Annotated in this window: 27 protein-coding genes; 18 read left to right on the forward strand and 9 right to left on the reverse strand. The window is 72.4% G+C overall.

What is annotated here, in order from left to right; translation table 11 throughout:
* Positions 1-91 precede the first annotated feature (91 nt).
* Together MFF61_RS15460 and MFF61_RS15465 are read left to right on the forward strand one after the other, a co-directional pair.
* On the forward strand, positions 92-1888 hold the full coding sequence (locus tag MFF61_RS15460) for a chloride channel protein (protein WP_373324707.1): 1797 nt from the start codon (positions 92-94) through the stop codon (positions 1886-1888).
* A gap of 205 nt (positions 1889-2093) precedes the next feature.
* A complete protein-coding gene (locus MFF61_RS15465) occupies positions 2094-2921 on the forward strand; it encodes an alpha/beta fold hydrolase (protein ID WP_238235958.1) in 828 nt (275 codons plus the stop codon).
* Between the two features lie 15 nt (positions 2922-2936).
* Here the strand turns inward: MFF61_RS15465 and MFF61_RS15470 are convergent, their stop codons facing one another.
* Genes MFF61_RS15470 through MFF61_RS15480 form a run of 3 tightly spaced genes read right to left on the reverse strand, consistent with a single transcriptional unit; the run spans position 2937 to position 6387 of the window.
* Positions 2937-3659 carry a GntR family transcriptional regulator gene (locus MFF61_RS15470; protein ID WP_238235959.1) on the reverse strand — a complete coding sequence of 241 codons (723 nt, stop codon included), beginning with the start codon at positions 3657-3659 and terminating at the stop codon, positions 2937-2939.
* A gap of 8 nt (positions 3660-3667) precedes the next feature.
* Positions 3668-5269: a GMC family oxidoreductase gene (locus MFF61_RS15475; protein ID WP_435404784.1), complete on the reverse strand. Its 1602-nt coding sequence runs from the start codon at positions 5267-5269 to the stop codon at positions 3668-3670.
* Positions 5266-6387 (reverse strand): mandelate racemase/muconate lactonizing enzyme family protein, encoded by a 1122-nt coding sequence (locus MFF61_RS15480; RefSeq protein WP_238235961.1) that lies wholly within the window; start codon positions 6385-6387, stop codon positions 5266-5268. Before MFF61_RS15480 ends, MFF61_RS15475 begins: the two co-directional genes overlap by 4 nt.
* Positions 6388-6490: 103 nt before the next feature.
* On the opposite strand from MFF61_RS15480, the gene MFF61_RS15485 reads away from it, so the two are divergent.
* The 6 genes from MFF61_RS15485 (at position 6491) to MFF61_RS15510 (ending at position 12534) form a co-directional block, all read left to right on the forward strand.
* A complete protein-coding gene (locus tag MFF61_RS15485) occupies positions 6491-7258 on the forward strand; it encodes an ABC transporter permease (protein WP_238236033.1) in 768 nt (255 codons plus the stop codon).
* Positions 7255-8076 carry an ABC transporter ATP-binding protein gene (locus MFF61_RS15490; protein WP_238235962.1) on the forward strand — a complete coding sequence of 274 codons (822 nt, stop codon included), beginning with the start codon at positions 7255-7257 and terminating at the stop codon, positions 8074-8076. Before MFF61_RS15485 ends, MFF61_RS15490 begins: the two co-directional genes overlap by 4 nt.
* Positions 8077-8144: 68 nt before the next feature.
* Positions 8145-9128 (forward strand): ABC transporter substrate-binding protein, encoded by a 984-nt coding sequence (locus tag MFF61_RS15495; RefSeq protein WP_238235963.1) that lies wholly within the window; start codon positions 8145-8147, stop codon positions 9126-9128.
* A gap of 277 nt (positions 9129-9405) precedes the next feature.
* Positions 9406-10107, forward strand: coding sequence for a Crp/Fnr family transcriptional regulator (locus MFF61_RS15500; protein ID WP_238235964.1), 702 nt, complete (start codon positions 9406-9408; stop codon positions 10105-10107).
* Between the two features lie 11 nt (positions 10108-10118).
* Complete coding sequence (locus tag MFF61_RS15505; protein ID WP_238235965.1) at positions 10119-10649, forward strand: FecR domain-containing protein; 531 nt, start codon at positions 10119-10121, stop codon at positions 10647-10649.
* Positions 10650-10656: 7 nt separating this feature from the next.
* Positions 10657-12534, forward strand: coding sequence for a CHASE2 domain-containing protein (locus tag MFF61_RS15510; RefSeq protein WP_238235966.1), 1878 nt, complete (start codon positions 10657-10659; stop codon positions 12532-12534).
* Between the two features lie 34 nt (positions 12535-12568).
* Here MFF61_RS15510 and MFF61_RS15515 read toward each other — a convergent pair whose 3' ends face one another.
* On the reverse strand, positions 12569-13951 hold the full coding sequence (locus tag MFF61_RS15515; RefSeq protein WP_238235967.1) for a class II 3-deoxy-7-phosphoheptulonate synthase: 1383 nt from the start codon (positions 13949-13951) through the stop codon (positions 12569-12571).
* Positions 13952-14362: 411 nt separating this feature from the next.
* Between MFF61_RS15515 and MFF61_RS15520 the strand changes: the two genes are divergently transcribed.
* The 4 genes from MFF61_RS15520 to MFF61_RS15535 all read left to right on the forward strand — a co-directional run bounded on the left by MFF61_RS15520 (position 14363) and on the right by MFF61_RS15535 (position 19328).
* Positions 14363-14620, forward strand: coding sequence for a hypothetical protein (locus MFF61_RS15520; RefSeq protein WP_238235968.1), 258 nt, complete (start codon positions 14363-14365; stop codon positions 14618-14620).
* 169 nt (positions 14621-14789) lie between these two features.
* Entirely contained in the window at positions 14790-15908 is a 1119-nt protein-coding gene (locus MFF61_RS15525) for a TRAP transporter substrate-binding protein (RefSeq protein WP_238235969.1), read from the forward strand.
* Positions 15898-19032, forward strand: coding sequence for a bifunctional diguanylate cyclase/phosphodiesterase (locus MFF61_RS15530; protein ID WP_238235970.1), 3135 nt, complete (start codon positions 15898-15900; stop codon positions 19030-19032). Before MFF61_RS15525 ends, MFF61_RS15530 begins: the two co-directional genes overlap by 11 nt.
* Positions 19033-19094: 62 nt before the next feature.
* Positions 19095-19328 (forward strand): hypothetical protein, encoded by a 234-nt coding sequence (locus MFF61_RS15535; RefSeq protein ID WP_238235971.1) that lies wholly within the window; start codon positions 19095-19097, stop codon positions 19326-19328.
* Positions 19329-19401: 73 nt separating this feature from the next.
* Here MFF61_RS15535 and MFF61_RS15540 read toward each other — a convergent pair whose 3' ends face one another.
* On the reverse strand, positions 19402-20409 hold the full coding sequence (locus tag MFF61_RS15540) for a 2-dehydropantoate 2-reductase (RefSeq protein WP_238235972.1): 1008 nt from the start codon (positions 20407-20409) through the stop codon (positions 19402-19404).
* A 417-nt stretch (positions 20410-20826) separates the two neighbouring features.
* Here MFF61_RS15540 and MFF61_RS15545 point away from each other — a divergent pair, with 417 nt between their 5' ends.
* Positions 20827-21519: a GntR family transcriptional regulator gene (locus tag MFF61_RS15545; RefSeq protein ID WP_238235973.1), complete on the forward strand. Its 693-nt coding sequence runs from the start codon at positions 20827-20829 to the stop codon at positions 21517-21519.
* Between the two features lie 27 nt (positions 21520-21546).
* On the opposite strand, the gene MFF61_RS15550 is transcribed toward MFF61_RS15545, so the two are convergent.
* The 3 genes from MFF61_RS15550 to MFF61_RS15560 are packed head-to-tail and all read right to left on the reverse strand — an operon-like array spanning position 21547 to position 22883.
* Entirely contained in the window at positions 21547-21684 is a 138-nt protein-coding gene (locus MFF61_RS15550) for a hypothetical protein (RefSeq protein WP_238235974.1), read from the reverse strand.
* An 18-nt stretch (positions 21685-21702) separates the two neighbouring features.
* Positions 21703-22245, reverse strand: coding sequence for a cytochrome b (locus MFF61_RS15555; protein WP_238235975.1), 543 nt, complete (start codon positions 22243-22245; stop codon positions 21703-21705).
* An 11-nt stretch (positions 22246-22256) separates the two neighbouring features.
* Complete coding sequence (locus MFF61_RS15560) at positions 22257-22883, reverse strand: RibD family protein (protein ID WP_238235976.1); 627 nt, start codon at positions 22881-22883, stop codon at positions 22257-22259.
* A gap of 189 nt (positions 22884-23072) precedes the next feature.
* Between MFF61_RS15560 and ribA the strand changes: the two genes are divergently transcribed.
* From ribA to MFF61_RS15585, 5 genes are all read left to right on the forward strand, one after another.
* Entirely contained in the window at positions 23073-24188 is a 1116-nt protein-coding gene (ribA, locus tag MFF61_RS15565) for a GTP cyclohydrolase II RibA (protein WP_238235977.1), read from the forward strand.
* Positions 24189-24389: 201 nt separating this feature from the next.
* Positions 24390-25883 carry an IMP dehydrogenase gene (gene guaB / locus MFF61_RS15570; protein ID WP_238235978.1) on the forward strand — a complete coding sequence of 498 codons (1494 nt, stop codon included), beginning with the start codon at positions 24390-24392 and terminating at the stop codon, positions 25881-25883.
* An 11-nt stretch (positions 25884-25894) separates the two neighbouring features.
* On the forward strand, positions 25895-26068 hold the full coding sequence (locus tag MFF61_RS15575) for a hypothetical protein (RefSeq protein WP_238235979.1): 174 nt from the start codon (positions 25895-25897) through the stop codon (positions 26066-26068).
* A complete protein-coding gene (locus tag MFF61_RS15580; RefSeq protein ID WP_238235980.1) occupies positions 26065-26211 on the forward strand; it encodes a hypothetical protein in 147 nt (48 codons plus the stop codon). Before MFF61_RS15575 ends, MFF61_RS15580 begins: the two co-directional genes overlap by 4 nt.
* A 7-nt stretch (positions 26212-26218) precedes the next feature.
* Positions 26219-26647: an MAPEG family protein gene (locus MFF61_RS15585; RefSeq protein ID WP_238235981.1), complete on the forward strand. Its 429-nt coding sequence runs from the start codon at positions 26219-26221 to the stop codon at positions 26645-26647.
* Positions 26648-26662: 15 nt separating this feature from the next.
* Here the strand turns inward: MFF61_RS15585 and MFF61_RS15590 are convergent, their stop codons facing one another.
* Positions 26663-26824, reverse strand: coding sequence for a hypothetical protein (locus tag MFF61_RS15590; protein ID WP_238235982.1), 162 nt, complete (start codon positions 26822-26824; stop codon positions 26663-26665).
* Between the last annotated feature and the right edge of the window lie 85 nt (positions 26825-26909).

Below are 26909 nucleotides of genomic sequence, written 5' to 3' on the forward strand. Positions count from 1 at the left end.
ACGCGATGGAAGGTGGGGCAGGTCCGGCCGGCCTCTCCCGAAGGCCGTTCGCCTGCCGTTCAGCCGGAAGGCCCGAGTTTCGTCCGCCGGAATGCCGTCCTTGCGCCGCCTTCGCCTCCCTCGCCTGGATTTCGAGGCCTCGCGGCTCGACGCGCGGGTGCCGCAGGTCCTGCGCCGCTTCGTGCGGCGGCGCGAACTCGGCCTGCTGATGGCCGGCGTGCTGGTGGGCGTGGTGAGCGGGCTGGTGGTCGCGGGCCTGAACGAGGCGGCCCACGCCCTCCAGACCCTGCTGTTCGACGTGCCCGCGGGCGTCGACCTCAGCGCGGCCCAGAGCCTCTCGCCCTGGCGCACCGTTCTCGTCCCGATGCTCGGCGGGGCGCTGGTCGCCGCCCTCACGCTCGTCGTCGCGCGCCGGCTCGGCGCCAAGCTCGCCGACGCCATCGAGGCCAACGCCCTGTACGGCGGCCGCCTGTCGTTGCGCGGCTCGCTGTTCATCGCCGGACAGACGCTGGTCTCCAACGGCTGCGGCGGCTCGGTCGGGCTGGAGGCCGGCTTCACCCAGGTCTGCGCCGCCCTCGGCTCGCTCCTCGGGCGCACGCTCGCCGCCCGCCGCTCCGACATGCGCCTGCTCGTCGCCTGCGGCGCGGCCGGCGCCATCAGCGCCGCCTTCGGGGCGCCGCTCGCGGGCGCTTTCTACGCCTTCGAGGTGGTGCTCGGCGCCTACGCGGCGGCCGGCTTCGTGCCGGTGATCGCCAGCGCCGTGGCGGCGACGCTGGTGGCGCGCCGGTTCACCACGCACGCCTACCTGCTGGTGCCGGGCTTCCCCACCCCGCTCTCGACCGAGATGATCCTTCAGGTCGGCCTCATCGGCGCGCTCTGCGCGCTCGGGGCGATCCTGCTGATGCTCGGCGTCTCGGCGGTGGAACGGGCACTGGCCCGGATCCCGGCCCTGCGCCCGGCCTTCCGGCCGGTGCTCGGCGGGCTGCTGCTCGGCCTGCTCGCCCTGGTGAACCCGGTGGTGCTCGGGGCCGGCCACGGGGCGCTGCAGATCTACCTCGTGAGCAACCCCACGGTCTTCGCGCTCGCCGCCGCGGTGGCGCTCAAGATGGCGGGCTCGGCCCTCTCCCTCGGCTCCGGCTTCCGTGGCGGGCTGTTCTTCTCGTCGCTCCTGCTCGGCGCCCTGCTGGGGCAGTTCTACACGGGCGCCGCCGCCGCGCTGGTGCCCCAGGGGGTGATCCAGCCCGGCACTGCGGCGATGGCCGGCATGGCGGCCTTCGGCACCGGGGTGCTGGGCGCCCCCGTGACCATGATCTGCCTGGCGCTGGAGACCACGGGCGACTTCTCGATCACGGTGGGCGCGGTGGTGGCCGCGGCCATAGCCTCGCTGATCGTGCGCGAACTCTTCGGCTACAGCTTCGCGACGTGGCGCTTCCACCTGCGGGGGGAGGACGCGATCCGCGGGCCGCACGATGTGGGCTGGATCCGGCAGATCTCGGCGGCGATGCTGATGCGGCGCGACTTCAAGGCGGTGGAGGCCGACCGGCCGATCCAGGAGGTGCGCGAGGGCTTCACCACCGGCCGCGAGAAGCAGGCCGTGCTGGTGCGGGAGGGGCGCTACGCCGGCCTGGTGCTGGCCGCCGACCTCAACGTGGCGGCCGGGCGCGAGGGCGATCCGGTGGGATCGGTGGGCCGGCTCGGCGACGCGGTGCTGCTGCCTGGCACGCCGATCCGGCAGGTGATGCGGGCCTTCGCGGAGGCCGAGACCGACGTGCTCGCGGTGATCGACCCGGAGACTCGCCGCGTGCTCGGCACCGTCACGGAGGCCCACGTGCTGCGCAAGTACGGCGAGGAGCTGGAGCGCCGCAACGAGGAGCTGGTGTTCGGGTAGGCGTCCGCCGGGCCGGGCCGCGCAGCGCGCGGCGGATGCGCTGCGCACCGCTCTGCGCCCCGTCCGCCGGACCTGCGCCATTCGCGGGCCGCATCGCGGCCCGTCCGGCGTCCCGCTGGCCGTGTATCGCCGCCCCCTCTAGACTGCCGGTTGTGCATCGCACGATCAGGTTCGGTCCCCCCGGCGGAAGCACGGAGCGCGCAGCATGGACACGATCACCCTCACGGACGGTGTCACCCTGTTCTACAAGGACTGGGGGCCGAAGGACGCCCAGCCGATCGTCTTCCATCACGGCTGGCCGCTCAGCGCCGACGACTGGGACGCGCAGATGGTCTTCTTCCTGGAGCAGGGCTTCCGGGTGATCGCCCATGACCGGCGCGGGCACGGCCGGTCGAGCCAGACCTGGACCGGCAACGAGATGGACACCTACGCGGCCGACGTGGCGGCCCTGACGGAGGCGCTCGACCTGCGCGACGCGATCCATGTCGGCCATTCCACCGGCGGCGGCGAGGTGGCGCGCTACGTCGCCCGCCACGGACGGGACCGGGTCGCCAAGGCGGTGCTGATCGGCGCGGTGCCCCCGGTGATGGTCAGGAGCGAGACGAACCCGGGCGGCACGCCGATCGCGGTCTTCGACGACATCCGCCGGAACACCGCCACCAACCGGGCGCAGTTCTACATCGACATCACCATCCCGTTCTACGGCTACAACCGGGAGGGCGCCGACCTGCGCGAGGGCGTGCGCCGCAACTGGTGGCGCCAGGGCATGATGGGCGGGATCAAGGCCCAGGTCGATTGCATCAAGGCGTTCTCGGAGACGGACTTCACCGAGGACCTCAAGGCCATCGCGGTGCCTACCCTGGTGATGCACGGCCAGGACGACCAGATCGTGCCCTTCGCCAATTCCGGGCCGCTCTCGGCCGAACTGCTCCGGAACGGCACCCTGATAGCCTATCCGGGCCTGCCCCACGGCATGCCCACGACCCACGCCGAGCGGATCAACGCGGATCTCCTGGCCTTCGTCAGGGGGTGAGGCGGGCGGGGCCGCTCAGGGCTTCAGGTCCATCTCGATGCGCACGAAGTCGCCCCGGTAGGTGACCTCGCCGAGGTAGATCACGCGGCCGTCCTCGTCCGTGAAGACGCGGCGCACCTCGCCGACCGGGGCGCTGAGCGGGATGCCGAGCTGCTGCGCCACGTCGAGGTCGGCGATCCCGATCGTGAAGGTCTGGCGGGCGCGGGCGATGCGGGGGCGGGAGAGCCCGGCCAGGATCGGAATCACCACCTCGGCCCGGAAGCGCTCCGGGCAGCGCTGGAACACCGCCTCGTCGAGGTAGATCCCGATGACGCAGTAGGGCTCGCCCGCCCGGGAATGCACCCGGCGCATGTAGACGTAGCGGGCGGCCGGCGTGCCGTCCGCCGGGGTGAGCCGCGGGGCGGCACTCGATTCGGCGATGGTCAGGATCTCCGGCGAGGTGTCCCGGTAGATGGTCGCCAGCGCCGCGAGGCTGGTCTCCACCCGCAGCCAGCGGTCCTGGGACGGGGTCTCCGTCACGTAGGTGCCGCTGCCCTGGCGCGCCTCCAGCAGCCCCTCGCGCACCAGGATGTCCACCGCCTGGCGGATCGTCACGCGCGAGACGCCGAATTCGGCCGCCAGCGCCTCGTTCGCCGGCAGCCGCGTGCCCCGGGGCCACGCGGCGCGGGCAATGCGCTGGCGCATGCTGTCGGCGATGCGGGCGTATTTGGGCGAGCGGCTGTCGGCGGAGGAGAGCATCGGGCGGCTCAAGAGGAGCGGGAGAGGATGTGGTGAGCGCCCTTCTCGCCGATCATCAGCGCGGTGGCGTTGGTGTTGGCCGAGGTGATCACCGGCATCGCGGAGGCGTCCACGACCCGCAGGCGCTCGACGCCGCGCACCCGCAGCGCGGGATCGAGCACCGCGTCCTCGCCTCCCATGCGGCAGGTGCCGGCCGCGTGGAAGACCGTGCCGCCCGTGCTGCGGGCGAATTCCCACAGGCCGGCCTCGTCGCGGGCGAGCGCGCCGGGCAGCACCTCCTCGGCCCAGAGGTCGCGGAAGGCGGGCTGGTGAAAGATCTCCCGCAGGATGCGCAGGCCCGCCACGAGGGTCGTCCGGTCGATCGGCTCGGCGAAGTAATTGGGCTCGATCCGGGGCTGGTCGAGGGGGTCGGCGGAGCGGATCGCCACCCGGCCGCGGGAATGCGGGTGGCATTGCCAGACCGAGGCGGTGAAGCCGGAATAGCGGTGCAGCGGCTCGCCCGGCTTGTCGACGGAGAGCGGCATCACGTTGAACTGCACGTCGGGCCGGCCTCCGACCGCGTGGGCCGTGCAGGCCGCGCCCCCGACCTGCCCGGCCCCGACCGTGAGCGGACCGCCTGCCCCCATCAGCCAGCGCGCGCCCATGCCGGCGAGCTTCCACGGGTTGCGGATCTCGTCGTTGAGCGAGGTCTTGCGGTTCAGCCGCACGATCGCGCGGGCCTGGTAATGGTCCTGCAGGTTGGCGCCCACCTCGGGCTGGTCGACGAACACCGGGATGCCGTGGCGCGCGAGCAGCGCGGCCGGCCCGATGCCGGAGAGCTGCAGGAGCTGGGGCGACTGGATCGCGCCCGCGCACAGCACCACCTCCTCGCTCGCCTGCGCGGAGTCCATGCGGCCGTCGCGCAGGTAGGCCACGCCGACCGCGCGCCGGCCGGAGAACAGCACCCGGGCCGCGTGGGCGCGGGGCACCACCGTGAGGTTCGGCCGCCGCCGCACCGGATGCAGGAAGGCCGCCGCCGCGCTGGAGCGCCAGTGCGAGCCGATGCTGAGCTGGTAGCGCCCGACGCCGTAGGTGCTCTCGGCATTGAAGTCGGGGTTGAGGGGAAGCCCGTACTCGACCCCGGCGCGCAGCCACGCCTCGCAGGCGGGGTTGTGGTTGCGCAGGTCCGAAACCTCCAGCTCCCCGAGCCCCCCGTGGTACTGGCTCTCGCCGCCCCGGTAGCGCTCGTAGCGCCGGAAGAAGGGCAGCACCTCCGGGTAGCTCCAGCCGGCCGCTCCCCTGTGCGCCCACTCGTCGAAATCCTCGTGCTGGCCGCGGATGAAGATGAGGCCGTTGATCGCGGAGGAGCCGCCGATCACCCGGCCGCGCGGCCACAGGATCGGGCGCCCGCCCGTGCCCTCGCCGGCCTCCGTCTCGAACAGGCGCGAGAAGCGGGTGTCGTAGATCGTGCGGTAGTAGCCGACCGGCAGGCGCAGCCAGAAGTTCCGGTCGGAGCCGCCTGCTTCGAGCAGCAGCACCCGGCAGGCCGGATCGGCCGAGAGCCGGTTCGCCACGAGGCAGCCCGCCGACCCGGCGCCGACGACGATGTAGTCGTAGAGCCCCCCGGTCACAGGGTGCGCCACGCGTCGAGGGCGCCGAGGTCAGGGTCGAGGCCGAGGCCCGGCGCCTCGCCGAGCGTGACCGTTCCGTCCACGACCGACCGGACCGGGCCGCAGCAGAGGTCGCGCAGGCCGTTGTCGTTCACGTCGATCTCCAGGAGGCCGTCGCCCCCGAGGCCCGCCAGGAGATGGGCCGAGGCGAGAAGGCCGATGCCGCCGCCGAGATAGTGCGGGCAGACCCGGCGTCCCGCCGCGCGGGCAGTGCGCGCGACCCGCGCGCAGAGGCTGAGGCCGCCCCACTTGGCGATGTCGGGCTGGATCACCCCGAGGATGCCGGCCGCGACCGCCGCCTCGAACGCCGCCTCGCCCGCGAGGTTCTCGCCCCCCGCCAGCGGCGGACCGCCCGCGACAAGGAGCGGGCGCCAGCGCGCCCAGGGCGTATCGGCGCGCACCGGCTCCTCCAGCCACGCGAGGCCGAAGGGCGCGAAATCGGCGATCCGCCGGGCCGCCGTCTCGACGCTCCAGGCTTGGTTGGCGTCGGCGGCGAGCATCAGATCACCGATCTCCTCCCGCAGCCCTGCGAGATTGGCGAGGTCCTGCTCGGGGGCGAACCCGACCTTCAGCTTGAAGGCCCGGTGCCCCTGCGCCCGCGCCCGGGCGGCCGTCCCGCGCGCGCCGCTCGGGTTGATCCCGCTCGCATAGACCCGGATGGTCGGGTCTCCCCCGCCGAGCAGGCGCCACAGCGGCGTGCCGGCGCGCCGGGCCGCGAGATCCCAGTGGGCGATGTCGAGGGCCGCGATCGCCTGCGCGATCGGGCCGGGCTCGCCGGCCTGCAGCGCCAGGACCGCGGTCGCCTCCGTGAGGCGCCGCAGCGCCGCGCCCGGCGGACCGAGCGCGGCCCCGACCAGCATCGGGGCCAGGATCTCGCCGACGAGGCGGGCCCGGTGCTCGGCGCCCACCGACGGGAAGTTGCACCACGCCTCGCCCCAGCCGATGGTGCCGGCCTCATCCTCGATCCGCACGAGGACCATCGGCCGGTCGAGCATGCGGCCGAACGAGGTCACGACCGGTGTCGCCAGGGGGTAGCGATAGCAGCGGGCCTCGACGCGGCGGATCGGAGGATCGTCCATGAGGGTCTCGGGACCGGACCTGCGGAGCGCGATAGTTGTATGGTCGTATGGCTTATAATATGACTTGCGGCAACGGAAGGGGCGGGAGGCGAGCGCGGGCGTGATGAAGGACGGCCTCAGGCGCAGTCTCCTGGTCCTGTCTCCCTGGCTCGCGCTCGTCGCGGTCTGGTACGCGGTGCGTCTGAGCGGGCTCGTCAACCCGGCCCTGGTGCCGGCGCCGCACGCGGTGGCGGCACGCTTCGCCGATCTCCTGTGGAACCAGGGCCTGCTCACCGACGTGGCCGTCTCGACCCGGCGGGTGTTCGTGGGCGTCGCGGTCGGCATCGCGCTCGCGGTGCCGGTGGGGTTCCTGATCGGCTGGTTCCGGGCGGCGCGCCAGTTCGCCGATCCGGTGGTGAACTTCTTCCGGGCGCTGCCCCCCATCGCCCTGATCCCGCTCGTGATCGTGTATTTCGGGGTCGATGAGCCGGCCAAGATCGTGATCCTGATCTACGCCTCGTTCTTCTCCGGGGTCATCGTGATGATGGAGGGCGTGGCGCAGACGAACCCGCTCTTCGTGCGCGTCGCCCACACGCTTGGGGCCACGCCGACCGAGGTCTTCGGCCGGGTGATCGTGCCCCTCACGGTGCCCCATATCCTCACGGCCCTGCGCGTGGCGCTCGGGGTCTCCTGGGCGACGCTCGTCGCCTCCGAGCTCGTCGCCGCCCAGCGCGGCCTCGGATCCATGATCCAGAACGCCTCCACCTACTTCCTGCTCGACGTGATCTACGTCGGCATCATCTGCATCGGCCTCGTGGCCCTGCTCATGGACCTCGCGCTCCGGCGCCTCAGCGCACGCTTCCTCGCGTGGCAGGAGCGGGCGGGCTCGTGAGTGCGTCGGGCCTCCCGCGGGTGCGGTTCGACCACGTCACCCTCGCCTTCGACACGCCGAAGGGCCTGCTGCCCGTGGTGGAGGACGTCAGCTACGACATCCGCGAGGGAGACTTCGTCGCGGTGATCGGCCCCTCGGGCTGCGGCAAGACCACGATGATGAACATGCTGGCCGGCTTCCAGGCGCCGACCGCCGGGCGGGTTCTCCTCGACGGCCGGCCGGTGACGGGACCGGGCCCGGACCGCGGCGTGATGTTCCAGGAATACGGCGTGTTCCCGTGGCTCACGGTGGAAGAGAACATCGCCTTCGGGCTCACCCTGAAGGCGAACCGCGTCCCCGCCCGCGAGCGGGCCGAGATCTGCCGGCGCTACCTCGACCTGATGGGGCTCGCCGCCTTCGCGCAGTCCTACCCCAAGCACCTCTCGGGCGGCATGCGCCAGCGCCTCGCGCTCGCCCGCGCCTACGCGGTCCGGCCCCAATTCCTGCTGATGGACGAGCCGTTCGGAGCGCTCGACGCCCAGACGCGTTCCAACATGCAGAACCTGCTGCTGGAGATCCTGGCCGTCGAGCGCAAGACCGTGATGCTGATCACCCATTCGGTCGAGGAGGCGATCTATCTCGCCTCCCGCATCGTGATCGTCACGGCACGGCCGGCCCGGGTGCGCGAGATCGTCGAGGTGCCGTTCGGCTACCCGCGCGACGAGGCGATCCACGAGCGGCCGGAATTCGGAGAGCTGCGGTCGCATATCCGCGACCTCGTGATGGACGAGTACCGCGCGCAGCAGGGACAGGTCAGGCCGGTCTCGTTCTCGGAGTAGGCGGCAAGAGCCCGACGCGGATCCGCCCCCGGCGGCTCCGCCTCGGGCGGCAACACGGGGAGGTGGCCATGAGGCGTCGTGAGTTTCTGGCGGGTGCGGTCGCGGGCGCGGCCCTGGCGCGGCCCGCGTTGGCGCAGGCGCGGACCAGGGTGCGGGTCGGATACCTGCACACCGTCGCGGTGGACGGCCAGATCTGGACTGGGCTCGACCGCGGCGCCTTCGCCAAGCATGGTCTCGACTTCGAGATGAAGCAGTTCAACACCGGGCTCGAACTCTTCCAGGCCCTGATCGGCGGCAGCCTCGACGTGCTCTCGACCGGGGCGGTGCTGTCGAACTTCCCCGCCCGCGGGCAGGGCAAGGTCTTCCTCATCAACGACATCGAGGTCGCCACGGCCCAGCTCTGGGTGCGGGGCGACCAGGGCATCGCGTCCTTCGCGGACCTCAAGGGCAAGCGCATCGCCACCGCGGTCGGCACGACCGCGCACGTCTTCCTCGACCGGGCGCTGCGGGCGAACAAGATCGACCCGAAGGAGGTCGAGATCCTCAACCAGCCGATGCCCTCGGCGGTGACGGCCTTCGTGTCGGGCGCGGTGCCGGCGGTCGCCCTGTGGGTCCCGTTCAACATCACGGTGCGCGACAAGGTCCCGGGCGCCGTCAAGCTCACGGACGCCTCCGCCTACTACCCGCAGGCCGCCATCATCGGCGGCTGGGCCGCCCGCAACGACTATTACGAGGGCAACAAGGAGGTGCTCGGGCGGATCGTGAAGGGCTGGGCCGAGGCCAACGACTACATCATGGCCAACAGCGACGCGGCCGTGAAGGACCTGCAGGAGAAGCATTACCCGGCCGTCCCGCTCGCCGACATCCAGGAGCAGTTCCGCGCCCAGAAGATGTTCACCTCCAAGGACTGGAAGCGCCTCTACGCGGACGGCACGGTGACCAACTGGCTGCAGCAGACGACCGACTTCTTCATGAGCAATGCCGGCATCACGCAGTTCGTGAAGGCGACCGAGTACCTGGACACCAGCATCTACATCAAGGCGATCGGCTGAGCCGGGACGGCGAACGGGTCTTCCTTCGGCCGCGAGGCCCTTTCCACGCCGATCGGCAGCGCGCGACGCCGGAATCTGCTACGCTTCGGGCGCTCGGCCCACGGAGCGGCCGCCGGGCCTCGCCGGGGTCCCGGCGTTGCGCCTGCGGCCGTCGCCGTGCTGTGACGAACATCACGGACAAGGATCCGTGCGGCGGTGTCCGGTGGCGGCGGCCGGCGCTGCGACCGGCCGCGGAGGCACGAACCATGACCGCATCCCGCGCCCCGGAGACCGGGCGATGACCGCACCGCGCGACCTGGCCCGGCTGCTCGCGGTCAACCCGTTCTTCGGCCGGCTCGAACCGGAGACCGTGGCGGCGATCGCCGCCCTGTGCGTCACGCGCAGCCTGGAGGCCGGCCGCACCCTGTTCCTGAAGGGCGATCCCGGCGACGCGCTCTACGCGATCCGCCGCGGGCAGATCCGCATCGCCACCGCGACCGACGACGGGCGGCGGCGAACGCTCAACATCCTGGGGGCCGGCGACGTCTTCGGGGAGGTCGCGCTCCTCGACGGCCAGCCCCGCACCGCCAACGCCTTCACGAGCGAGCCGACCGACCTGTTCGTGGTGATGCGCCGCGACCTGCTGGCGCTCGTGGCCCGCGAGCCGGCCATCGCGGTGCAGCTCATCGAACTGCTCTGCGCCCGGGTCCGCTGGATGAGCGAGCGGACCGAGGAGGCCTCCTTCCTGCCGCTGGAGCGGCGGCTGGTGCGGCGCCTGCTCGGCCTGTGCGACGATTACGGTGCCGAGATCGCCGTCTCGCAGGAGGAACTCGCGGTCTTCGTCGGGGCAACCCGCGAGAGCGTGAACCGGAATCTGCAGGTGTGGAAGCGCGCCGGGTTGATCGCCCTCGGCCGCGGGCGCATCCACGTGCTCGATACCGCCCGCCTCGCGGCCCTCGACCCGCGCGAGCCCGAGCCGGGAGCGGGACGCGCTCGATGAGGGAGAGCCGCATGCGGTGCCTGATGCCGTTTCCTGTCGCCCGGGCGGCGCTCGTCCTCGCCCTGTCGCTCGCGGCGGCCGGGGCCCAGGCCCAGGGGCGCGGCTGCGCGATCACCACCTACACCGATCCGCCCCGCGAGGTGCTGACCTGCCCGGACGGGCTGCAGATCTCCGCCGAGAAGGGGGCCGAGTACCGCCTGATCGACCGCGACCGCGACGGTCGCGCCGAGGCGGTGGACCTGCGGTCCAAGGGCCTGCTGATCGAGGTGGCGCCCCGCCGCCGCGGCGGCTTCCAGGTGCTGACCCCGCACGCCATCGCCTCGGTGCGCGGCACCGTCTGGGCGGTCGATGTCGCGGCGGCAACGACCGCGGTGTTCGTGCAGCAGGGCGCGGTCGCGGTGTCCCGCAGCGCGGCGCCGGAGGCGACCGCCCTGCTCCGGGCGGGCGACGGCGTCGACGTCGATGCCGGGGCCGGGCCGCTGCAGGTCAGGCGGTGGCCGGACGAGCGTCGCCTGCATCTCCTCGCACGGTTCGGCCGCTGAGGCGGGCGTGACGCCCCGCTGGCCCTCGGCATCGGCGTGGCTCACCGCGGGAGCGCTGGCGCTGGCGCTGGCCTGCGGCCTCGCCCTGATCCCCGGCCACCTCAGGGGCGAGGCGTCCGTGCTCGACCGGATCGAGGGCACGCTTGCGGATCTGCGCGGCCTGCTCGCCGGCCCGCGGCCGGCACCGGATGCGGTGGTGGTGATCGCCATCGACGACGAGACCGTGCGGGCCGCAGGCGCCTATCCGCTGCCGCGCGACGTGATGGCGCGGCTGGTGCGAACCCTCGCGGCGGCCTCCCCGAAGGCGCTGGCCATCGACGTTCTGTTCGCCGATCCCGGCCCGCCGGAGGCGGACGAGGCGCTCGCCGGCGCGCTCGCGGCCGCCCCGTCGGTGCTGGGCATGGCGGCCACCTTCGCGCGCGGCGAAACCGAGCGGGCGGCGCAGGCCGGTCCCTTCACCGACCTGCCGGTGGCCGAGCACCTTCTGCGCCCCACCCCGGCCCTCGCCCGGGCCGGAGCGCTGGGCCTCGTCAACGTCGCCACCGATCACGGCGGCACGCCCCGTCACATCCCGCTCCTCGTCGCGGCGGACGGGTCTCTGCACGCGGCCCTGCCCCTGCGCGCCGCCGCGCTCGCCCTCGGGCGGGAGCCCGAGCTGGCCCGCGACGCGGTCCGCCTCGGGCCGGTGGCGACGCCGCTCGATGTCGGGGCCTCCCTGGCGCTGCGCTTCTACGGGCCGCAGGGCAGCATTCGGACGGTCAGCGCCCGGACGGTGCTCGACGGCACGTTTTCCCGTGAAAACATCGTTAACAAGACCCTGATCGTCGGCGCCACCGCGCTGGGAAGCGGCGACACGCTGGCGACGCCCTTCGACCCGGTGCTGCCGGGCGTCGAGGTGCTGGCCACCGGGATCGCGCACCTCGTCGCGGGCGACGCGTTGCTGCGCACCACGACGGTCCGGCGGATCGATGCCGCGGCGGCGCTGATCCTGCCGGCGGCGATCCTGCTCCTGATCTCGTCGCGCCGCATCGGCATCGGCCTCGTCCTGAGCACGCTCGTCCTCGCGGCGGCGAGCGCGCTGGCCGCACTGGCCTTCGCCCGCGGGATCTGGCTCAGCATGGCGCTGCCCCTGGCCACGACGATCGTGCCGGTGGTGCCCTACGTCGCCGCCCGGCTGTGGCTCGACCAGCGGCAGGAGCGCAAGCTCGAAGCGGCCCGGGCCGCCCTGCTGCGCTTCCACGCCCCCGCCCTGGCCGCACGCCTCGCCGAGACGCCCGACTTCCTCGACGTGCCGGTGGCGCAGCGGGCCGCGGTGCTGTTCGTCGATCTCTCGGGCTTCACCGGGCTCGCGGAGCGCCTCGGCCCGGTGCGCACCCGCGAACGGCTGAAGGAGATGCACAACCTGGTGGAGGACGAGGTGACGGCCCGCGACGGCTCGGTGACGAGCTTCATGGGCGACGGCGCCATGGTGCTGTTCGGCCTGCCGGAGGCGCGCGACGACGATGCGGCGCGGGCGGTGGCCACCGCCCTGACGCTCCACGCCCGGCTCACGGCCTGGCTCGCCGGCGAGGTGGCCGAAGGCGCGATCGGCGTGCGGATCGGCGTGCATGCCGGGCCGGTGGTGATGTCGCGGCTCGGAGGCGAGCACAACCAGCACATCACCGCGACCGGCGACACCGTGAACGTGGCGAGCCGCCTCCTGGAGATCACCAAGCAGCACGGCGCCCCGGTGGCGTTCAGCGCCGAAGTGCTGGCGGCCCTCGACGGGCCGCTGGCGGCCCTCGACCGGCTGCCGCCCGGCCTGAGCGCGCCGCTGCAGGTGGCGGTGCGGGGCCGGGTCGAGCCCCTCGTCCTGCGGTTGTGGCGCCCGCCGACGGCCGCCTGAGGGCGGCCCGTGGCGCTGCCTCGGGCCGCTCAGATCATTCGGCGGCCTCGATCCGGGGCCGCTCGTGCTCCTTGCGCTCGCGCTTGACGAGGTCGGCGGTCAGGAACGCCACCTCCAGCGCCTGCTCGGCGTTGAGGCGCGGGTCGCAATAGGTGTGGTAGCGGTCCTGCAGGTCCTCGGCCGTGAGCGCCCGGGCGCCGCCCGTGCACTCGGTGACGTTCTTGCCGGTCATCTCCAGGTGGATGCCGCCCGCGTAGGTGCCCTCCGCCTGATGCACGTCGAAGAAGCCCTGGATCTCCTTCATCACCCGCTCGAACGGCCGGGTCTTGTAGCCGCTCGCCGTGATGGTGTTGCCGTGCATCGGGTCGCACGACCAGACCACCGCGCGCCCCTCGCGCTCCACCGCCCGGATCAGGCCGGGCAGGTGCTCGCCCACCTTGTCGGCGCCGAACCGGCAGATCAGGGTGAGCCGGCCCGGCTCGTTCTCGGGGTTGAGGAGGCCGATCAGCCGGATCAGGTCGTCCGGCTTCAGCGACGGACCGCACTTGAGGCCGACCGGGTTCTTCACGCCCCGCGCGAACTCGATATGGGCGTGGTCCGCCTGCCGCGTGCGGTCGCCGATCCAGAGCATGTGGCCGGAGGTGGCGTACCAGTCGCCGCTGGTCGAATCGACCCGGGTCAGCGCCTCCTCGTAGCCGAGGAGCAGGGCCTCGTGGCTGGTGTAGAAGTCGGTCTGGCGCACCTCCTGGTGCGTCTCCGGGTTGATGCCGATCGCCCGCATGAAGTCGAGGGTTTCGGTCATGCGCTGGGCCAGATCCTCGTAGGCCGAGGATTGGGGCGAGTCCTTGACGAAGCCCAGCATCCAGCGGTGGGCGTTCTCCAGGTTGGCGTAGCCGCCGCCCGCGAAGGCGCGCAGCAGGTTCAGCGTCGCGGCCGACTGCCGGTAGGCTTCGAGCTGGCGCTTCGGATCGGGAATCCGGTCCTGCGCGGTGAAGCCGATGCCGTTGACGATGTCGCCGCGATAGCTCGGCAGCGCGACCCCGTCCACGCTCTCGGTGGGCGAGGAGCGGGGCTTGGCGAACTGCCCGGCGATGCGCCCGACCTTCACCACGGGCGAGCCCCCCGCGAAGGTCAGCACCAGGGCCATCTGCAGGAAGACGCGGAAGAAGTCGCGGATGTTGTCGGCCGAGTGCTCGTCGAAGCTCTCCGCGCAGTCGCCGCCCTGCAGCAGGAACGCCTCGCCGGCCGCGACCTTGGCGAGGCTCTTCTTCAGCTTGCGGGCCTCGCCTGCAAAAACCAGGGGCGGAAAGCTCGCGAGCTGACGTTCCACCGCCTCCAGCGCCGCCGCATCCGGATAATCGGGCACTTGCTGGATCGGCAGCCGCCGCCAGCCCGAAGGGGTCCACCGCTCGCTCATCGTCCTCTCCCGCACACCTCTCCCGAAGGCTCACTCGCCGGCCGCACGGCCCGGCGGAGCCGCGCTTATAGGGCGGTTGCGTCCCGGAAGCGAGGGTGCGTGACGGGCCGCCGCGTGCCGCCGGCGAGGTTTTTTCAGGCGGCAGAACGCATTCCGGTCGAATATTATCCTTCGATAATGTCGGTGCAAACCCTTGATCTCTCAGCAACTCGAGATTGTAAATCGGCAAAAGTTCATGTTCTCATATTGTTCTGCTTGCCAGAATCCCGCGAAGCAGAAAGCATTGACCTCAGATGGCCGCTGCTTGGACTGCGATCTGGGGGCCACATGCGCCTACGCATTGGTGACACACTGAGATTGACAGTATCTGGTGCAGGAGATCGTGCGGTCGTAAGTCTCAACACTTTCGCTGTGACGCAGCCGGCCTTAACGGAATGGCCCGTCAGCGAGGACGGCTTCACCTACGACGTGACGCCCTGGCTGCATCCCGGACGCAACGTCCTGTCGGTGGTCCTCGTCGGGCGCTCCTGCGCGGTGCCGTTCCGGCTCCGCATCCAGCAGAGCGGCCAGCCGGACTGGACTTTGGACGAGCGGGAGTTCGTGCCCGTCCCGGCGCCCTGGCGGCTGTGGACACACGCGATCGACGTCGCCGAACCGGCACTGCTTTGAGCGAGCGCCCGCCGGTACAGCGGCACGGCGCACCCGGCCTGCGGGCAGCGGCCGCGCCGCACCCCGCTCTTCCTTAACCTTTACCCCGGACACTCCGTGGTTGTCCGTCCGGTCCTTGCAAGGAAGCCGGGCGGCCCGATCGGAGCCGCAGCGCCATGATTGCAGCGCCATGACCACGCCCCCGCACAATCGGGACGGGGCACGGGCCCGGGCGGGTCGGGCCGCGCGGCGGGCCGGCGCGATCCTGCGCGGCGGCGCGCTCGCCGTGGCGCTCCTGTCCGCCGGGGCCGCGCCGGAGGCGCGTGCGGAGCCTCCGGTCCGCCTCAAGATCGTGGGCGGACTCGCGGGCCTGCGCCAGTTCACCCAGTTCGAGGAGCCGTTCTGGTCCCGGACCATCGGCGAGCTGTCGGGCGGCCGGATCGAGGCAAGCATCCATTCCTTCGACCGCAGCGGGCTGCGCGGCCAGGACATGCTCCAGCTGATGCGGCTCGGCGTCGTTCCGTTCGGCACCGCGATCGCGTCGGTGGTGGCCGGCGACGACCCGGAACTCTCCGCCATCGACCTGCCGGGCCTCAGCCCGGATGCGGCGGCGCTGCGCCGGACCGTGGCGGCCTACCGGCCGCATCTCGCGGCCTTGCTGCGGGAGCGCTACGGGATCGAGACGCTCGGCATCTACGTCTACCCGGCGCAGGTGCTCTACTGCGCCAAGCCCTTTCGCGGTCTCGACGACCTGACCGGCCGGCGGGTGCGCACCTCCTCGGTCAACCAGTCCGAGTGGATCGCCGCCCTCGGCGCGGTCCCGGTCATCACTCCGTTCGCCGAGATGGTCGGGGCGGTCACACGCGGCGTCGTCGATTGCGCGATCACCGGCACGCTGAGCGGCGCGGAGGTGGGCCTGACGCGGGTGACGAGCCACATCCACGGCATGGCGATCGGCTGGGGCGTGTCGATCTTCGGCGCCAATCGCGCCGCCTGGGAGGCGCTCGCGCCGGAGCTGCGCGACACCGTGCGGCGGGGCGTGGCGGATCTGGAGCGGCGCATCTGGGAGGGGGTGGAGCAGGACACCGCGCAGGGTCTCGCCTGCAACACCGGCGCCACGGCCTGTGAGGGGGAGCGCCGCGCCGGTCTGACGCTCGTGGTGCCGAGCCCCGCCGACGAGGCCCGCCGCCGCCGGCTCCTCGTCGAGACCGTGCTGCCGGGCTGGGTCGGGCGCTGCGGCACGGCCTGCGCGAACGCCTGGAACGGCACGATCGCGGCCTCGCTCGGGATCCGGGCCGGTGCGCAGTGAGGCCCCGCCGCCGGGCCCCGGAGGCAGCGCCGCGCCGTCGCGCCGCCGGTTCTCGGGCGCGGTGCTGCTCGCCGCCGCCCTCCTGTCGGTCGCGCTGATCGGCGGCACCGCACTGGTGCTGCAGCGGACCCGGGCGACCGCGCGGGCCGCCGCCGAACGGGGCCTGGAACAGACCGTCCTGACGGTCGCCAACACGATGAACCGCCAGTTCCTGCAGGTCGACAGCGTGCTCGCCAGCCTGCCGGTCCTGCTCTCCGCGATCGAGGGGACGCGCGGCGAGCTGACGCCGGAGGCGGTGGGGCGCCTGCTGCGGGGCTTCAACGTGCAGAGCGCGCTGTTCCGCGACGTGCTCCTGGTGCGGCGCGACGGGTCGCTCTGGGCCTCGGCGCGTATCCGGGCCCGTCCGATCGCCTTTCCGATGGAGGAGCTGATGCCGCGCCAGGGGGCGGGCGTCATCGTCCTGGCGGGTCCCACGCACGACCGGATCACCGGCGAGTGGGCGCTCTACCTCGCCCGCACCCTCACCCTGCCGCGGGAGGGCGAACTCCTGGCCGTCGCCGAGATCCCGCTCGCCTCCGTCCAGGCGCTGCTCGGCGAGGAGGCGACGCCCGGGCTGCGCCTCCTGCTCGAAGGGCGCGACGGGCGCCTTGTGGCGAGCGTGCCGCACGACGAGCTGGCGACCGGCCGCGTGCAGGCGCTGCGCATCGCCGGCCTGCGCGACGACGGCACGGCCTTCGACCTCCCGGCCGGCCCCGGGGCCAGCGGGCTGATCGCCGCCGCCCGGCCCACGCTCTACGGCGACGTCGCAGTCGCCGCCACGCTCGATCCGGCCGCGGCCTTCGCCGCCTGGGCGCGGGACCGCGATCGGCTCCTCGTGGTGGTCGCCGTGGCGGAACTGCTGGTGCTCGCCTGCGCGGCGGCCCTGCTCGCCGCGTGGCGCACGCTCCACGCCCTGCAGGAGGCGCGCGACCGGGCGCGCCTGCGGCTGGAGAACGCCATCGAGGCGATGTCGGATGGCTTCGTGATGTGGGACCGGGACGACCGGCTGGTCACCTGCAATGCCCGCTTCCGCGACCTCTACGCGCTCAGCGCGCCGGCGATCCGGCCGGGGGCGGCCTTCGAGGAGATCATGCGCTTCGGCGCCGCGTGCGGGCAGTACCCGCAAGCGCAGGGCGATGTCGAGGCGTGGCTCCAGGACGTCATCGCCTGGCACCGGGGCGGCAACGGTACGATCGAGCGCCTGCTGCCCGACGGCCGCTGGCTCCTGATCACCGAGCGCCGGACCGCGACCGGCGAGATCGTCGGCATCCGCACCGACATCACCGCCCTCAAGGGCGCCCTCGACGACCTCGCGGCGGCGAACGCGCGGGCTCACGCCGCGATGGCGGAGGTGCAGGCGCAGAACGACGCCCTGCTGGAGCGCGACCGCTCGCTGCGCAAGCAGAACCTGCTGTTCGATGCGGCGCTGAGCAACATGTCCCACGGCCTGCTGATGGCCGACGCGTCGGGCCGGCTCATCGTGCGCAACCGGCGCTTCGCCGAACTCTTCGGGCTCGGCGAGGCCGCCGCACCGGCCGGCATGGACTTCGACGCCGCCTTCGCGCAGATCGCCGCGTGCGGCTCCTTCGGCGCGGCGGCCGAGGAGATCCGGCGCCGCCAGCGGGGCCTTGCCGGGAGCCAGCGCTCCGGCACCTTCACGGCGGCGGGCGCGGACGGGCGGGCGCTCTCGATCACCCAGCGGCCGATGGCCGACGGCGGCTTCGTGGCGATCTACGAGGACGTCACCGAGCACCGCCAGGCCGAGGACCGCGTCCGCTTCCTCGCCCATCACGACGCGCTGACGCAGCTGCCCAACCGCGTGCAGTTCCGCATCCGGCTCGACGAGATGCTGCGGGGGTTGGCCGACCGGCGCCGGAGCCTCGCGCTCCTCTACCTCGACCTCGACGCCTTCAAGGACGTCAACGACACGCTCGGGCATCCGGTCGGGGATGCGCTCCTGGCGGCGGTGGGCGAGCGCCTGCGGGCCTGCGTGCCCGAGGGCGGAATCGTGGCGCGGCTCGGCGGGGACGAGTTCGCGGTGGCCTGCCTCGCGCCGGAGGCCGCCGCGGCGGCGGACTCCCTCAGCACCGCGATCATCGCGGCCGTGAGCGCCCCCTACGACCTCGCGGGCCGGACCGTGACGGTGGGCGTGAGCATCGGCATCGCGCTCGCGGGGGCGGAGGCGCCCGACGCCGACACGCTGCTCAAGCACGCCGACATGGCCCTCTACGAGGCCAAGGCGCGGGGACGGGGGGTGCACCGCTTCTTCGAGACGCAGTTCGCCACGCGCCTGCACGCACGCCTCACCCTGGAGACCGACCTCGCCGCGGCTTTGGGCGCCGGGCAGTTCGAACTCGCCTACCAGCCGATCTTCGATCTCCGGGCGGGGCGGCCCTGCGGCTTCGAGGCGCTGCTGCGCTGGAACCATCCCGTGCGCGGCTCCGTGAGCCCCGCGAGCTTCATCCCGCTCGCCGAGCAGACCGGGCTGATCGAGGAGATCGGCGCCTTCGTGCTCGACCGGGCCTGCGCGGATGCGGCTGCGATGCCGCCCGGCCTGCGCATCGCCGTCAATCTCTCGCCGGTGCAGCTGCGGAACGAGGGCCTCGTCGAGCGGGTCGCCGCCGCCCTCGACAGCAGCCAGCTCGATCCCTCCCGGCTCGAACTGGAGATCACCGAATCGGCCCTCCTTGAGAACAACGACCGCATCGCCGCGATGCTGGAGCGCCTGCGCGGGCACGGCGTGCGGATCGTCCTCGACGATTTCGGCACCGGCTATTCGTCCTTGAGCTACCTGCGCACCTTTCCGTTCCAGAAGATCAAGATCGACCAGTCCTTCGTGCGGGAGATGACCACCCGCGCGAACTCGCTCGCCATCGTCAGCGCCATCGTCGGGCTCGCGGACGAACTCGGCATGGTCACCACCGCCGAGGGCATCGAGACCGCCGACCACCTCGATTTCGTGCGCAAGGTCGGCTGCCGGGAGGCACAGGGCTACTTCCTCGGCAAGCCGCGCCCGATCCTGCATGCCTGCGATATCCTGCGCAGCCCCGCGCCGCTCCCCCGCGTCCGGAGCGTCGCCTCCTGAGGACCGGAACGCGCCCTGCTCGCGGACGTTGGCCGTTACACGTCCACGCGTCGGAGTTGCAGATGGCCGGAGAGAAGCCGCACGGCGACAAGACCCACGCCCAGACCATCCGGATCATCGAGCACAAGGACGGTCCGAACGTGCCGGCGGGCGGCGGCGCGAAGATCCGCAGCAGCGCCGATCCGCGGCGACCGTCCTCGACGCACCAGGAGAGCCGCGACCACAACACGCACAACCACCCCGGCCAGGACGGGCACGGCCCGCAGCGGCACGGGCCGGCCGAGGAGAAGTCCTGAGGGCGGTTGCGGCAGGCCCCCGCTCTCACCGCAGGGCCTGCGGGACGCGGCGGCCATGGCGCCGGACGGTGCTCTACGCCGCCTGGACGCTCAGGCGCCCGCCCGCCTCACCGAGTCTGCGGGCAAGGAGCAGCGCGAGCGCGTAGACCGCATCGATGTGCGGGGTGGGGGTGCCGGTGAGGCGGCCGAGTTCGATCACCGAGCCCACCAGCGCCTCCAGCTCGATCGCGCGGCCCGCCTCCACGTCCTGCAGCATCGAGGTCTTGTGCGCCCCCACCTTCTCGGCTCCGGCGATCCGCTTCTCGATGTCGACCCGGAAGCTGACGCCGAGCTTGCCCGCCACGTCCTGCGCCTCGCGCATCATCGCGGCGGCGAGCGCGCGGGTCTCGGGAAAGCGGCAGATGTCGACCAGCGTGGCGTGCGTGAGTGCGCTGATCGGGTTGAAGCTCAGGTTGCCCCACAGCTTCAGCCAGAGCTCCGCCCGGATGTCGCTCGTCACCGGCGCCCGGAAACCCGCCCGGATCAGCCGCTGCGCCAGGGCCTGCACCCGCGCGCTCGTCTCCCCCGACAGCTCACCCAGGCCGAAGCGCGAGCCCTCCACCACCTGCACCACCCCCGGCGCGGTGAGCACGGCGGCCGGGTAGACCACGCTGCCGATCACCTGCGCGGGATCGAGCGCAGCGGCGATCAGCCCGCCCGGATCGGCGGTGGTGAGCTGCGTGCCGGCCAGTTCGCCGCCGTGGCGGTGGAAGTACCACCAGGGGATGCCGTTCTGCATCGTGACCACGACGGTGTCGGGGCCGATGAGGTGGCGCAGATCCTGGGCGATCGGCCCGACCTGATGGGCCTTGAGGGTGAGGAGCACGACCTCGTGCGGGCCGGCCTCCTGCAGGGAGGCGGGGCAGCGCAGGGTGCGGGTGTGGAGCTCGCGGCCGTCCTCCTCGATTAGGCGCATTCCGTCGGCCTGGATGGCGGCGCGGTTGGCGCCGCGGGCGATGACGGTGACCGCTTCGCCCGCGGCGGCCAGCCGCACGCCGAGATAGCCGCCGATGGCACCCGCCCCTACGATCGCGATGCTCATGGCGGCCTCACCGGCGCTGGATAGTGCGGCGGGCCTGCGGCGGCCGCCTGCCGATAGGTTGGCATGCCACATACCAGATATCAAGGCGGGAACGTCCCGGACCAAAGTCCGGATGGCTCGGGTCCGGTCGCAAGATATGGCGTAGTCCCAGAAAACAGGGATAATGTGGGCTGGTCGCGGACACGCAGCCGGAGACCGGGCCTGCGGATAACCGCCAAGCACAGGCTGGCATACCACCACGATCTGCCTTATGTGGTTCTGCGGAAGATCCGGCGGGCCGGGGTCGAAAGCGTGGGCGGTCACCCGGTGCGGCGCAAGCCGTCTTGGCGGTGCAGACCGGGCCGCGGTCCCGGGCAGGCAAGGTTCGCGTCGCCCGTGGCAGAGCCGGGCGGTGCCTCGAAGCGTTCAGGTGGTACGATGGCGAGCGACAAGAGCTTCGCGGTGAAACCGATCGTGACCAATTCGAGCCTGCGTACGCTGGCGTACGAGGCCTTGAAGTCGGCCATCACCAACATGGACATCTACAGCAGCGACGAGGAGATCCGGCTCGACGAGCGCAAGCTGTCGCAGGATCTCGGGGTCAGCCGCACGCCGGTGCGCGAGGCCCTGACGGTGCTGGAGCAGGAGGGCTTCGTCCGGTCCGAGCCGCGCCGCGGCGTGTTCATCGTCAAGAAGACCAAGCGCGAGATCATCGGCATGGTCCATGCCTGGGCCGGGCTGGAGAGCATGGCGGCGCGCCTCGCCTGCACGCGCGCCACGGATGCCGACCTGCGCTCGCTGCGCCAGACCTTCCCGGAATTCTTCCTCGACGCGCCGGCCGAGCATCTCACCGAGTATTCGGACGCCAACATCCGCTTCCATCAGAAGATCATCTCGCTCGGCCAATGCGAGGTGATCCAGGGGCTGGCGAGCAACCTCCTCATCCACGTGCGGGGCATCCGCAACATCGCCCTCACGCAGGGCAACCGGGCCTCGAAGTCGATCCAGGAGCACGTCCAGATCATCGCGGCCCTGGAGGCCCGCGACGCCGCCCTGGCCGAGCGCTTGGTGCGCGACCACGCTCTCGGCCTCGCCGAGCACGTCGAGACATTCGGCGACTTTCTGGCCTGAAAGCCACCACCGGCCCGTGTTCGATCCTCAGTGCAGATAGCCGAGGAAGAACAGGATCAGGATGATCGGCAGCGGAATACCGATCAGCCACAGGAGACCACCTTTCAGCATCTTATCGTTCTCCGATCCGAATCCAGTGACCGGAGAGCAACGACGAGCCGACATTGGAGTTCCACGCAGGGGTCAGACGCGGCCGTGGCCCGGCAGCATCCGACGCAGGGTGCCGTCGCGGCGGATCAGGTGGTGATGCAGCGCCGCCGCCGCGTGGATGAGCGCCAGGAAGACCAGCAGGAAGGCGGCGAGCTTGTGCACGCCCAGGATCCGCTCGCCCACCGGCATGCCCCCCGAGATCGGCAGCGTCAGCGAGACGAGGCCGAACCAGTTCACGGGCGCGCAGCAGGCCGAGGTGCCCGCCCAGCCGAGCAGCGGCACGAGCAGGATCAGACCATAGAGCGCCGCGTGCGACGCGTGGGCCGCCCGCCGCTGCCAGGCGGGAATGCCCGCCTCCAGCTCCGGCGCGCCGCGCGACAGGCGCACCAGGATGCGGGCCAGCACCAGCGCCAGCACCGTGAGCCCGAAGGACTTGTGCAGTTCGTAGAGCCGGTTCTGGAGGTCGCCCTCGCCGAGATTCACCATCGTGATCGCCACCAGCACCAGCCCGGCGATCAGCACCGCGACGACCCAGTGCAGGGCCTTCTGCGTGGACGAGTAGTGGGTGGGCGTCATCGGCTCCTCCGTCAGGCGTCGGCGCAGCGGCGCAGGTCGCAGTCGAACAGCACGTCCCCGTCGCAGAGCAGGTAGCTGCGCGTGAGCGGGCGCATCGCCTCGCGCAGGGCCTCGATCGGGCGCAGGTCGAGGCCGGGGCGCCCCGAGCCCATCAGCAGCGGCGCCACCATGACGTGCAGCCGGTCGATGGCCCCTGCGTCGATGAAGGCCGAGACCGTCCGCGCCCCGCCCTCGATCAGGATGCGGCTGAAGCCCAGGCGCCCGAGCGCGGCCACCACCGCGCCGGGCGGAAAGGCACCGGGGGCGGCGATGCGCACGGCCTCCGCGCCCTCCGGCACCCGGGTCTCCGGGCGGCAGACCACGATCCGGCGCACGCCGTCGTCGCGCAGCACCTGCGCGCAGGCGGGGATGCGTCCCGCCGGATCGAGGACGACCCGGGCCGGGCTGCGGCCGGCCACCCGGCGCACCGTCAGCAGGGGATCGTCGGCCAGCACCGTGCCGATCCCGACCACGATCGCATCGACATGCGCGCGCAGCCGGTGCAGGTGGTCGAGGGCCGCGTCGCGGTTGATGTATTTCGAATCCCCCGACAGGGTGGCGATTCGCCCATCGAGGGATTGACCAAGCTGGGCAATCACGAAAGGTTGATCGGGGGAACCGGCCGCCAGGGGCGAGAAAAGAGCGGTGGCGACCCCATCTGACGCCGCGTCCGCCCCGCGCGTTCCGCAAGGACGTGCGGGCAGGCGCCCGTCGTCGTACACCACCCCGGCCTTCATCACGATCTCCCGACGCGGTTTCGTCCCGGGCGGCATGTCCTAGGATTGCTCATGTCCTTCGTTGTGAATGTAGAAGAGCGGCACCGCCGCGAACAGGTGGAGGTCGAGCGCGCCGTCGCCGAGATGCGCGCGGGTCGTCCCGTGGCGATCCTGGACGACAGGACGATCCTCGCCGTCTCGGCCGAGGCGATCGACACCGCGCGCTTGGCGGGTCCGCTGGCGGGCCTGCCGGACTCGGGCGCGCGCCTGATCCTGCCGGCGCCGCGCCTGCGCCGGATCGGCCTCGCCACCCGCTTCGAGGCGGGCGCCATCGCGCTGCCGGTCCTCGATCCGGAGCGGATCGCCGCGCTCGCCCTGAAGGTCGACGGCCGCATCGACGCCCCGGTGGCCCCGGCCGGGCGGGCGGACGCGGTCGCCCTCGAACTCGCGCGGCTGGCGCAGGTGCTCCCCGCCGTGGTGGTGGTGCCGGTCGCCGCCGTGCCCGAGGGCACGCTCGCCGTCGTGCCCGGCGCCGTCGAGGCGTTTCGCACCCGGCAGGCCGCCACGCTCGCCATCGTCAGCCGCGCGCCGGTTCCCCTCGACGGGGCGCCCGAGACCGAGTTCGTGGTCTTCCGCGGCGGCGAAGGCCTGCGCGACCAAGTGGCGGTGGTGGTCGGGCGGCCGGACCTCACGCAGCCGGTGGCGGTGCGGATCCACTCGGCCTGCCTGACGGGCGACCTGTTCGGCTCGCTGAAATGCGATTGCGGCGACCAGCTGCGCGGCACCGCGCGCTGGATGGCAGAGCACGGCGGCGGCATCATCCTGTACCTCGACCAGGAGGGGCGGGGGAACGGCCTCGCGAACAAGATCCGCGCCTATGCGCTGCAGGCCAAGGGCTTCGACACCTACGCGGCCGACGAGGTTCTGGGCTTCGGCCTCGACCAGCGCCGGTTCGACTTCGCCGCCGCGATGCTGCGCCACCTCGGCGTCGCGGCGGTGCGGGTGCTGAGCAACAACCCCGAGAAGGTCGCGGCGCTCGCGGCCGCGGGCATCACCGTGACGGGCGAGCAGCGGGCGCTCGGCCGGGTGACGCCCGAGAACCTGCGCTACCTCGCCGCCAAGCGCGACGTCGCCGGCCACGCCCTCGACCTCGACGCCTTCGCCTGCCTGGCGATCACCGAGCCGTAAGCCGGCCCCGGGCCGCGCGCGGCAGCCCGGCCGGCGGCGCCTGAACCGGCCGGCGGCGCCTGCATCGGCCGGCCGAGCATGGCTGCAATGCGGCCCGGACGGCTTTGCCACCATCATGCGCGCGTGCTATCGGCCGGTGCCAACTCGTTGACGGCCCGAGGCTCCGCCGGCCCGGTCCGCACGCCCTCCAGGAGTTGGTTCATGGCCCGCATCGTTGCCGACAGCATCATCGAGGGCCTGACCTTCGACGACGTCCTGCTCCGGCCCGCCGCCTCCTCGGTGATGCCCGCCGAGGTCAAGGTCGGCACCCGGCTCACCCGCTCGATCCGGCTCAACCTGCCGATCATCTCCTCGGCGATGGACACCGTCACCGAGGCCCGGATGGCGATCGCCATGGCGCAGAACGGCGGCCTCGGCGTCATCCACCGCAACCTCGAACCGCACGAGCAGGCCGAGCAGGTGCGGCTGGTGAAGAAGTACGAGTCCGGGATGGTGCTCAACCCGATCACCATCCACCCCGACGAGACCCTGGCGGACGCCCATCTGCTGATGCGCCAGAACGGCATCTCGGGGATTCCCGTCGTGGAGCGCGGGCCGAACGGCTCGAAGGGCAAGCTCGTCGGCATCCTGACGAACCGCGACACGCGCTTCGCCACCGACACGGCCCAGCCGGTCGCCGAGCTGATGACCCGCGACCGCCTGATCACGGTGCGCGAGGGCGTGACCCAGGACGAGGCCAAGCGCCTGCTGCACCAGTTCCGCATCGAGAAGCTGCTCGTCGTGGACGACCACTACCGCTGCATCGGCCTCATCACCGTCAAGGACATCGAGAAGCAGGTCGCCTATCCGGGCGCGGTCAAGGACGAGCAGGGCCGCCTGCGGGTCGCCGCCGCGACCACGACCGGCGAGGGCGGGTTCGAGCGCGCCGAGCGCCTGATCGACGCGGGCTGCGACGTGATCGTGGTCGACACCGCCCACGGCCATTCCTCGAAGGTCCTCGACAGCGTGCGGCGGGTGAAGACCCTGTCCAACGCCGTGCAGGTGGTGGCCGGCAACGTGGCGACCCGCGAGGGCGCCCAGGCCCTCATCGACGCGGGCGCGGACGCGATCAAGATCGGCATCGGGCCGGGCTCGATCTGCACCACCCGCATCGTCGCGGGCGTCGGCGTGCCCCAGCTCACCGCGCTCCTCGAAGCCGTGGAGGCCGCCCGGGAGGCCGACGTGCCGGTGATCGCCGACGGCGGCATCAAGTATTCGGGCGACCTCGCCAAGGCGCTGGCGGCCGGCGCCTCCGTGGCGATGCTCGGCTCGCTGCTCGCCGGCACCGACGAGGCCCCGGGCGAGGTCTTCCTCTACCAGGGCCGCTCCTACAAGAGCTACCGGGGCATGGGGTCGGTGGGCGCGATGGCCCGCGGCTCGGCCGACCGCTACTTCCAGGCCGAGGTCAGCGACACCCACAAGCTGGTGCCGGAGGGCATCGAGGGGCAGGTGCCCTACAAGGGCCCGGTCGCCGCGGTGCTCCACCAGCTCACCGGGGGCCTGCGCGCCGCGATGGGCTATGTCGGCGCCGAGGACCTGACGGCCTTCCGCGAGCGGGCGCAGTTCATCCGCATCACCAATGCGGGCCTGCGCGAGAGCCACGTCCACGACGTGACCATCACCCGGGAGAGCCCCAACTACCCGAGCCGGGTCTGAGGAGTGGCGCGATGCCGGATCCGACGATCAGGGATCTCGACGAGGCGGCGCGCAACCTCATCCGCCTCGGCCTGCTCCACGACGTGGAGGGGCGGGTGGCGGTCGCCGACGGCATCCGCGCCAGGACGAAGGATCCGGTGGAGGGCAGCACGGACATCATCCGGCGCAGGCGGGACGCCGTGTGATCGTCGTCTCCGTCGCGGCCGCCGAGCGCTGGAACGTGCCGCTCGTCACCGCCGATGCCCGTCTCGCGGCCGCCCTCGCGTTCACCCCCTGGCGCGCCCGCGTCACCCTGCTGCGCGACTGGCGCGACAGCGGAGAGCCGTGAGCCCGCGATGAGCATCCAGGCCGTCCTCGCCCCCGTCTTCGTCCAGGTTCTGCTGACCTTCTGGCTCCTGATCTGGACCGGGCGGGCGCGCTTCGCGGCGGCGCGGGCCGGCGCCGTCAGGGTCGGGGACATCGCGCTCGGGCAGCGCAGCTGGCCCGCGCCCGTGCAGCAGGTCTCGAACGCCTTCGCCAACCAGTTCGAGCTGCCGGTGCTGTTCTACGCGCTCACCGCGCTGGCGCTGCTCACGCGCAAGGCCGACCTCGCCTTCGTGGTCATGGCCTGGATCTTCGTGCTCACCCGCATCGGCCATGCGGCGGTCTACGTCACCACCAACACGGTGATGCGCCGATTCCAGGTCTTCCTGGCCGGGGCGCTGGTGCTGATGGCGATGTGGCTGGTCTTCGCGGCACGAATCCTCCTCGCGCCGGCGGCGTGAGGAGGACGACGGGCCTCAGCGGCGCGGCGGGCGCGGCGCGCCGGTTTCGAGCTGCGTCTTGGCGTCGTAGGGCCGGGGCGGGGGCGGCGTGAGGTCCGGCGCGGGGGCCGGCGCCGTGGCGCAGGCGGCGAGCGCCAGGAGCAGGCCCGCCAGGACGAGGGACGAGAGCGGCGACATGGATGGGAAACTCCCGGATGGGGATCGGCACCGCGGTGTCGCGGCGCATGAGGCCGAAAGCTTGGCCGTGATGGGCCGGGACGCC

It is taken from the genome of Methylobacterium isbiliense (genome assembly GCF_022179325.1).
Lineage (GTDB): Bacteria > Pseudomonadota > Alphaproteobacteria > Rhizobiales > Beijerinckiaceae > Methylobacterium > Methylobacterium isbiliense.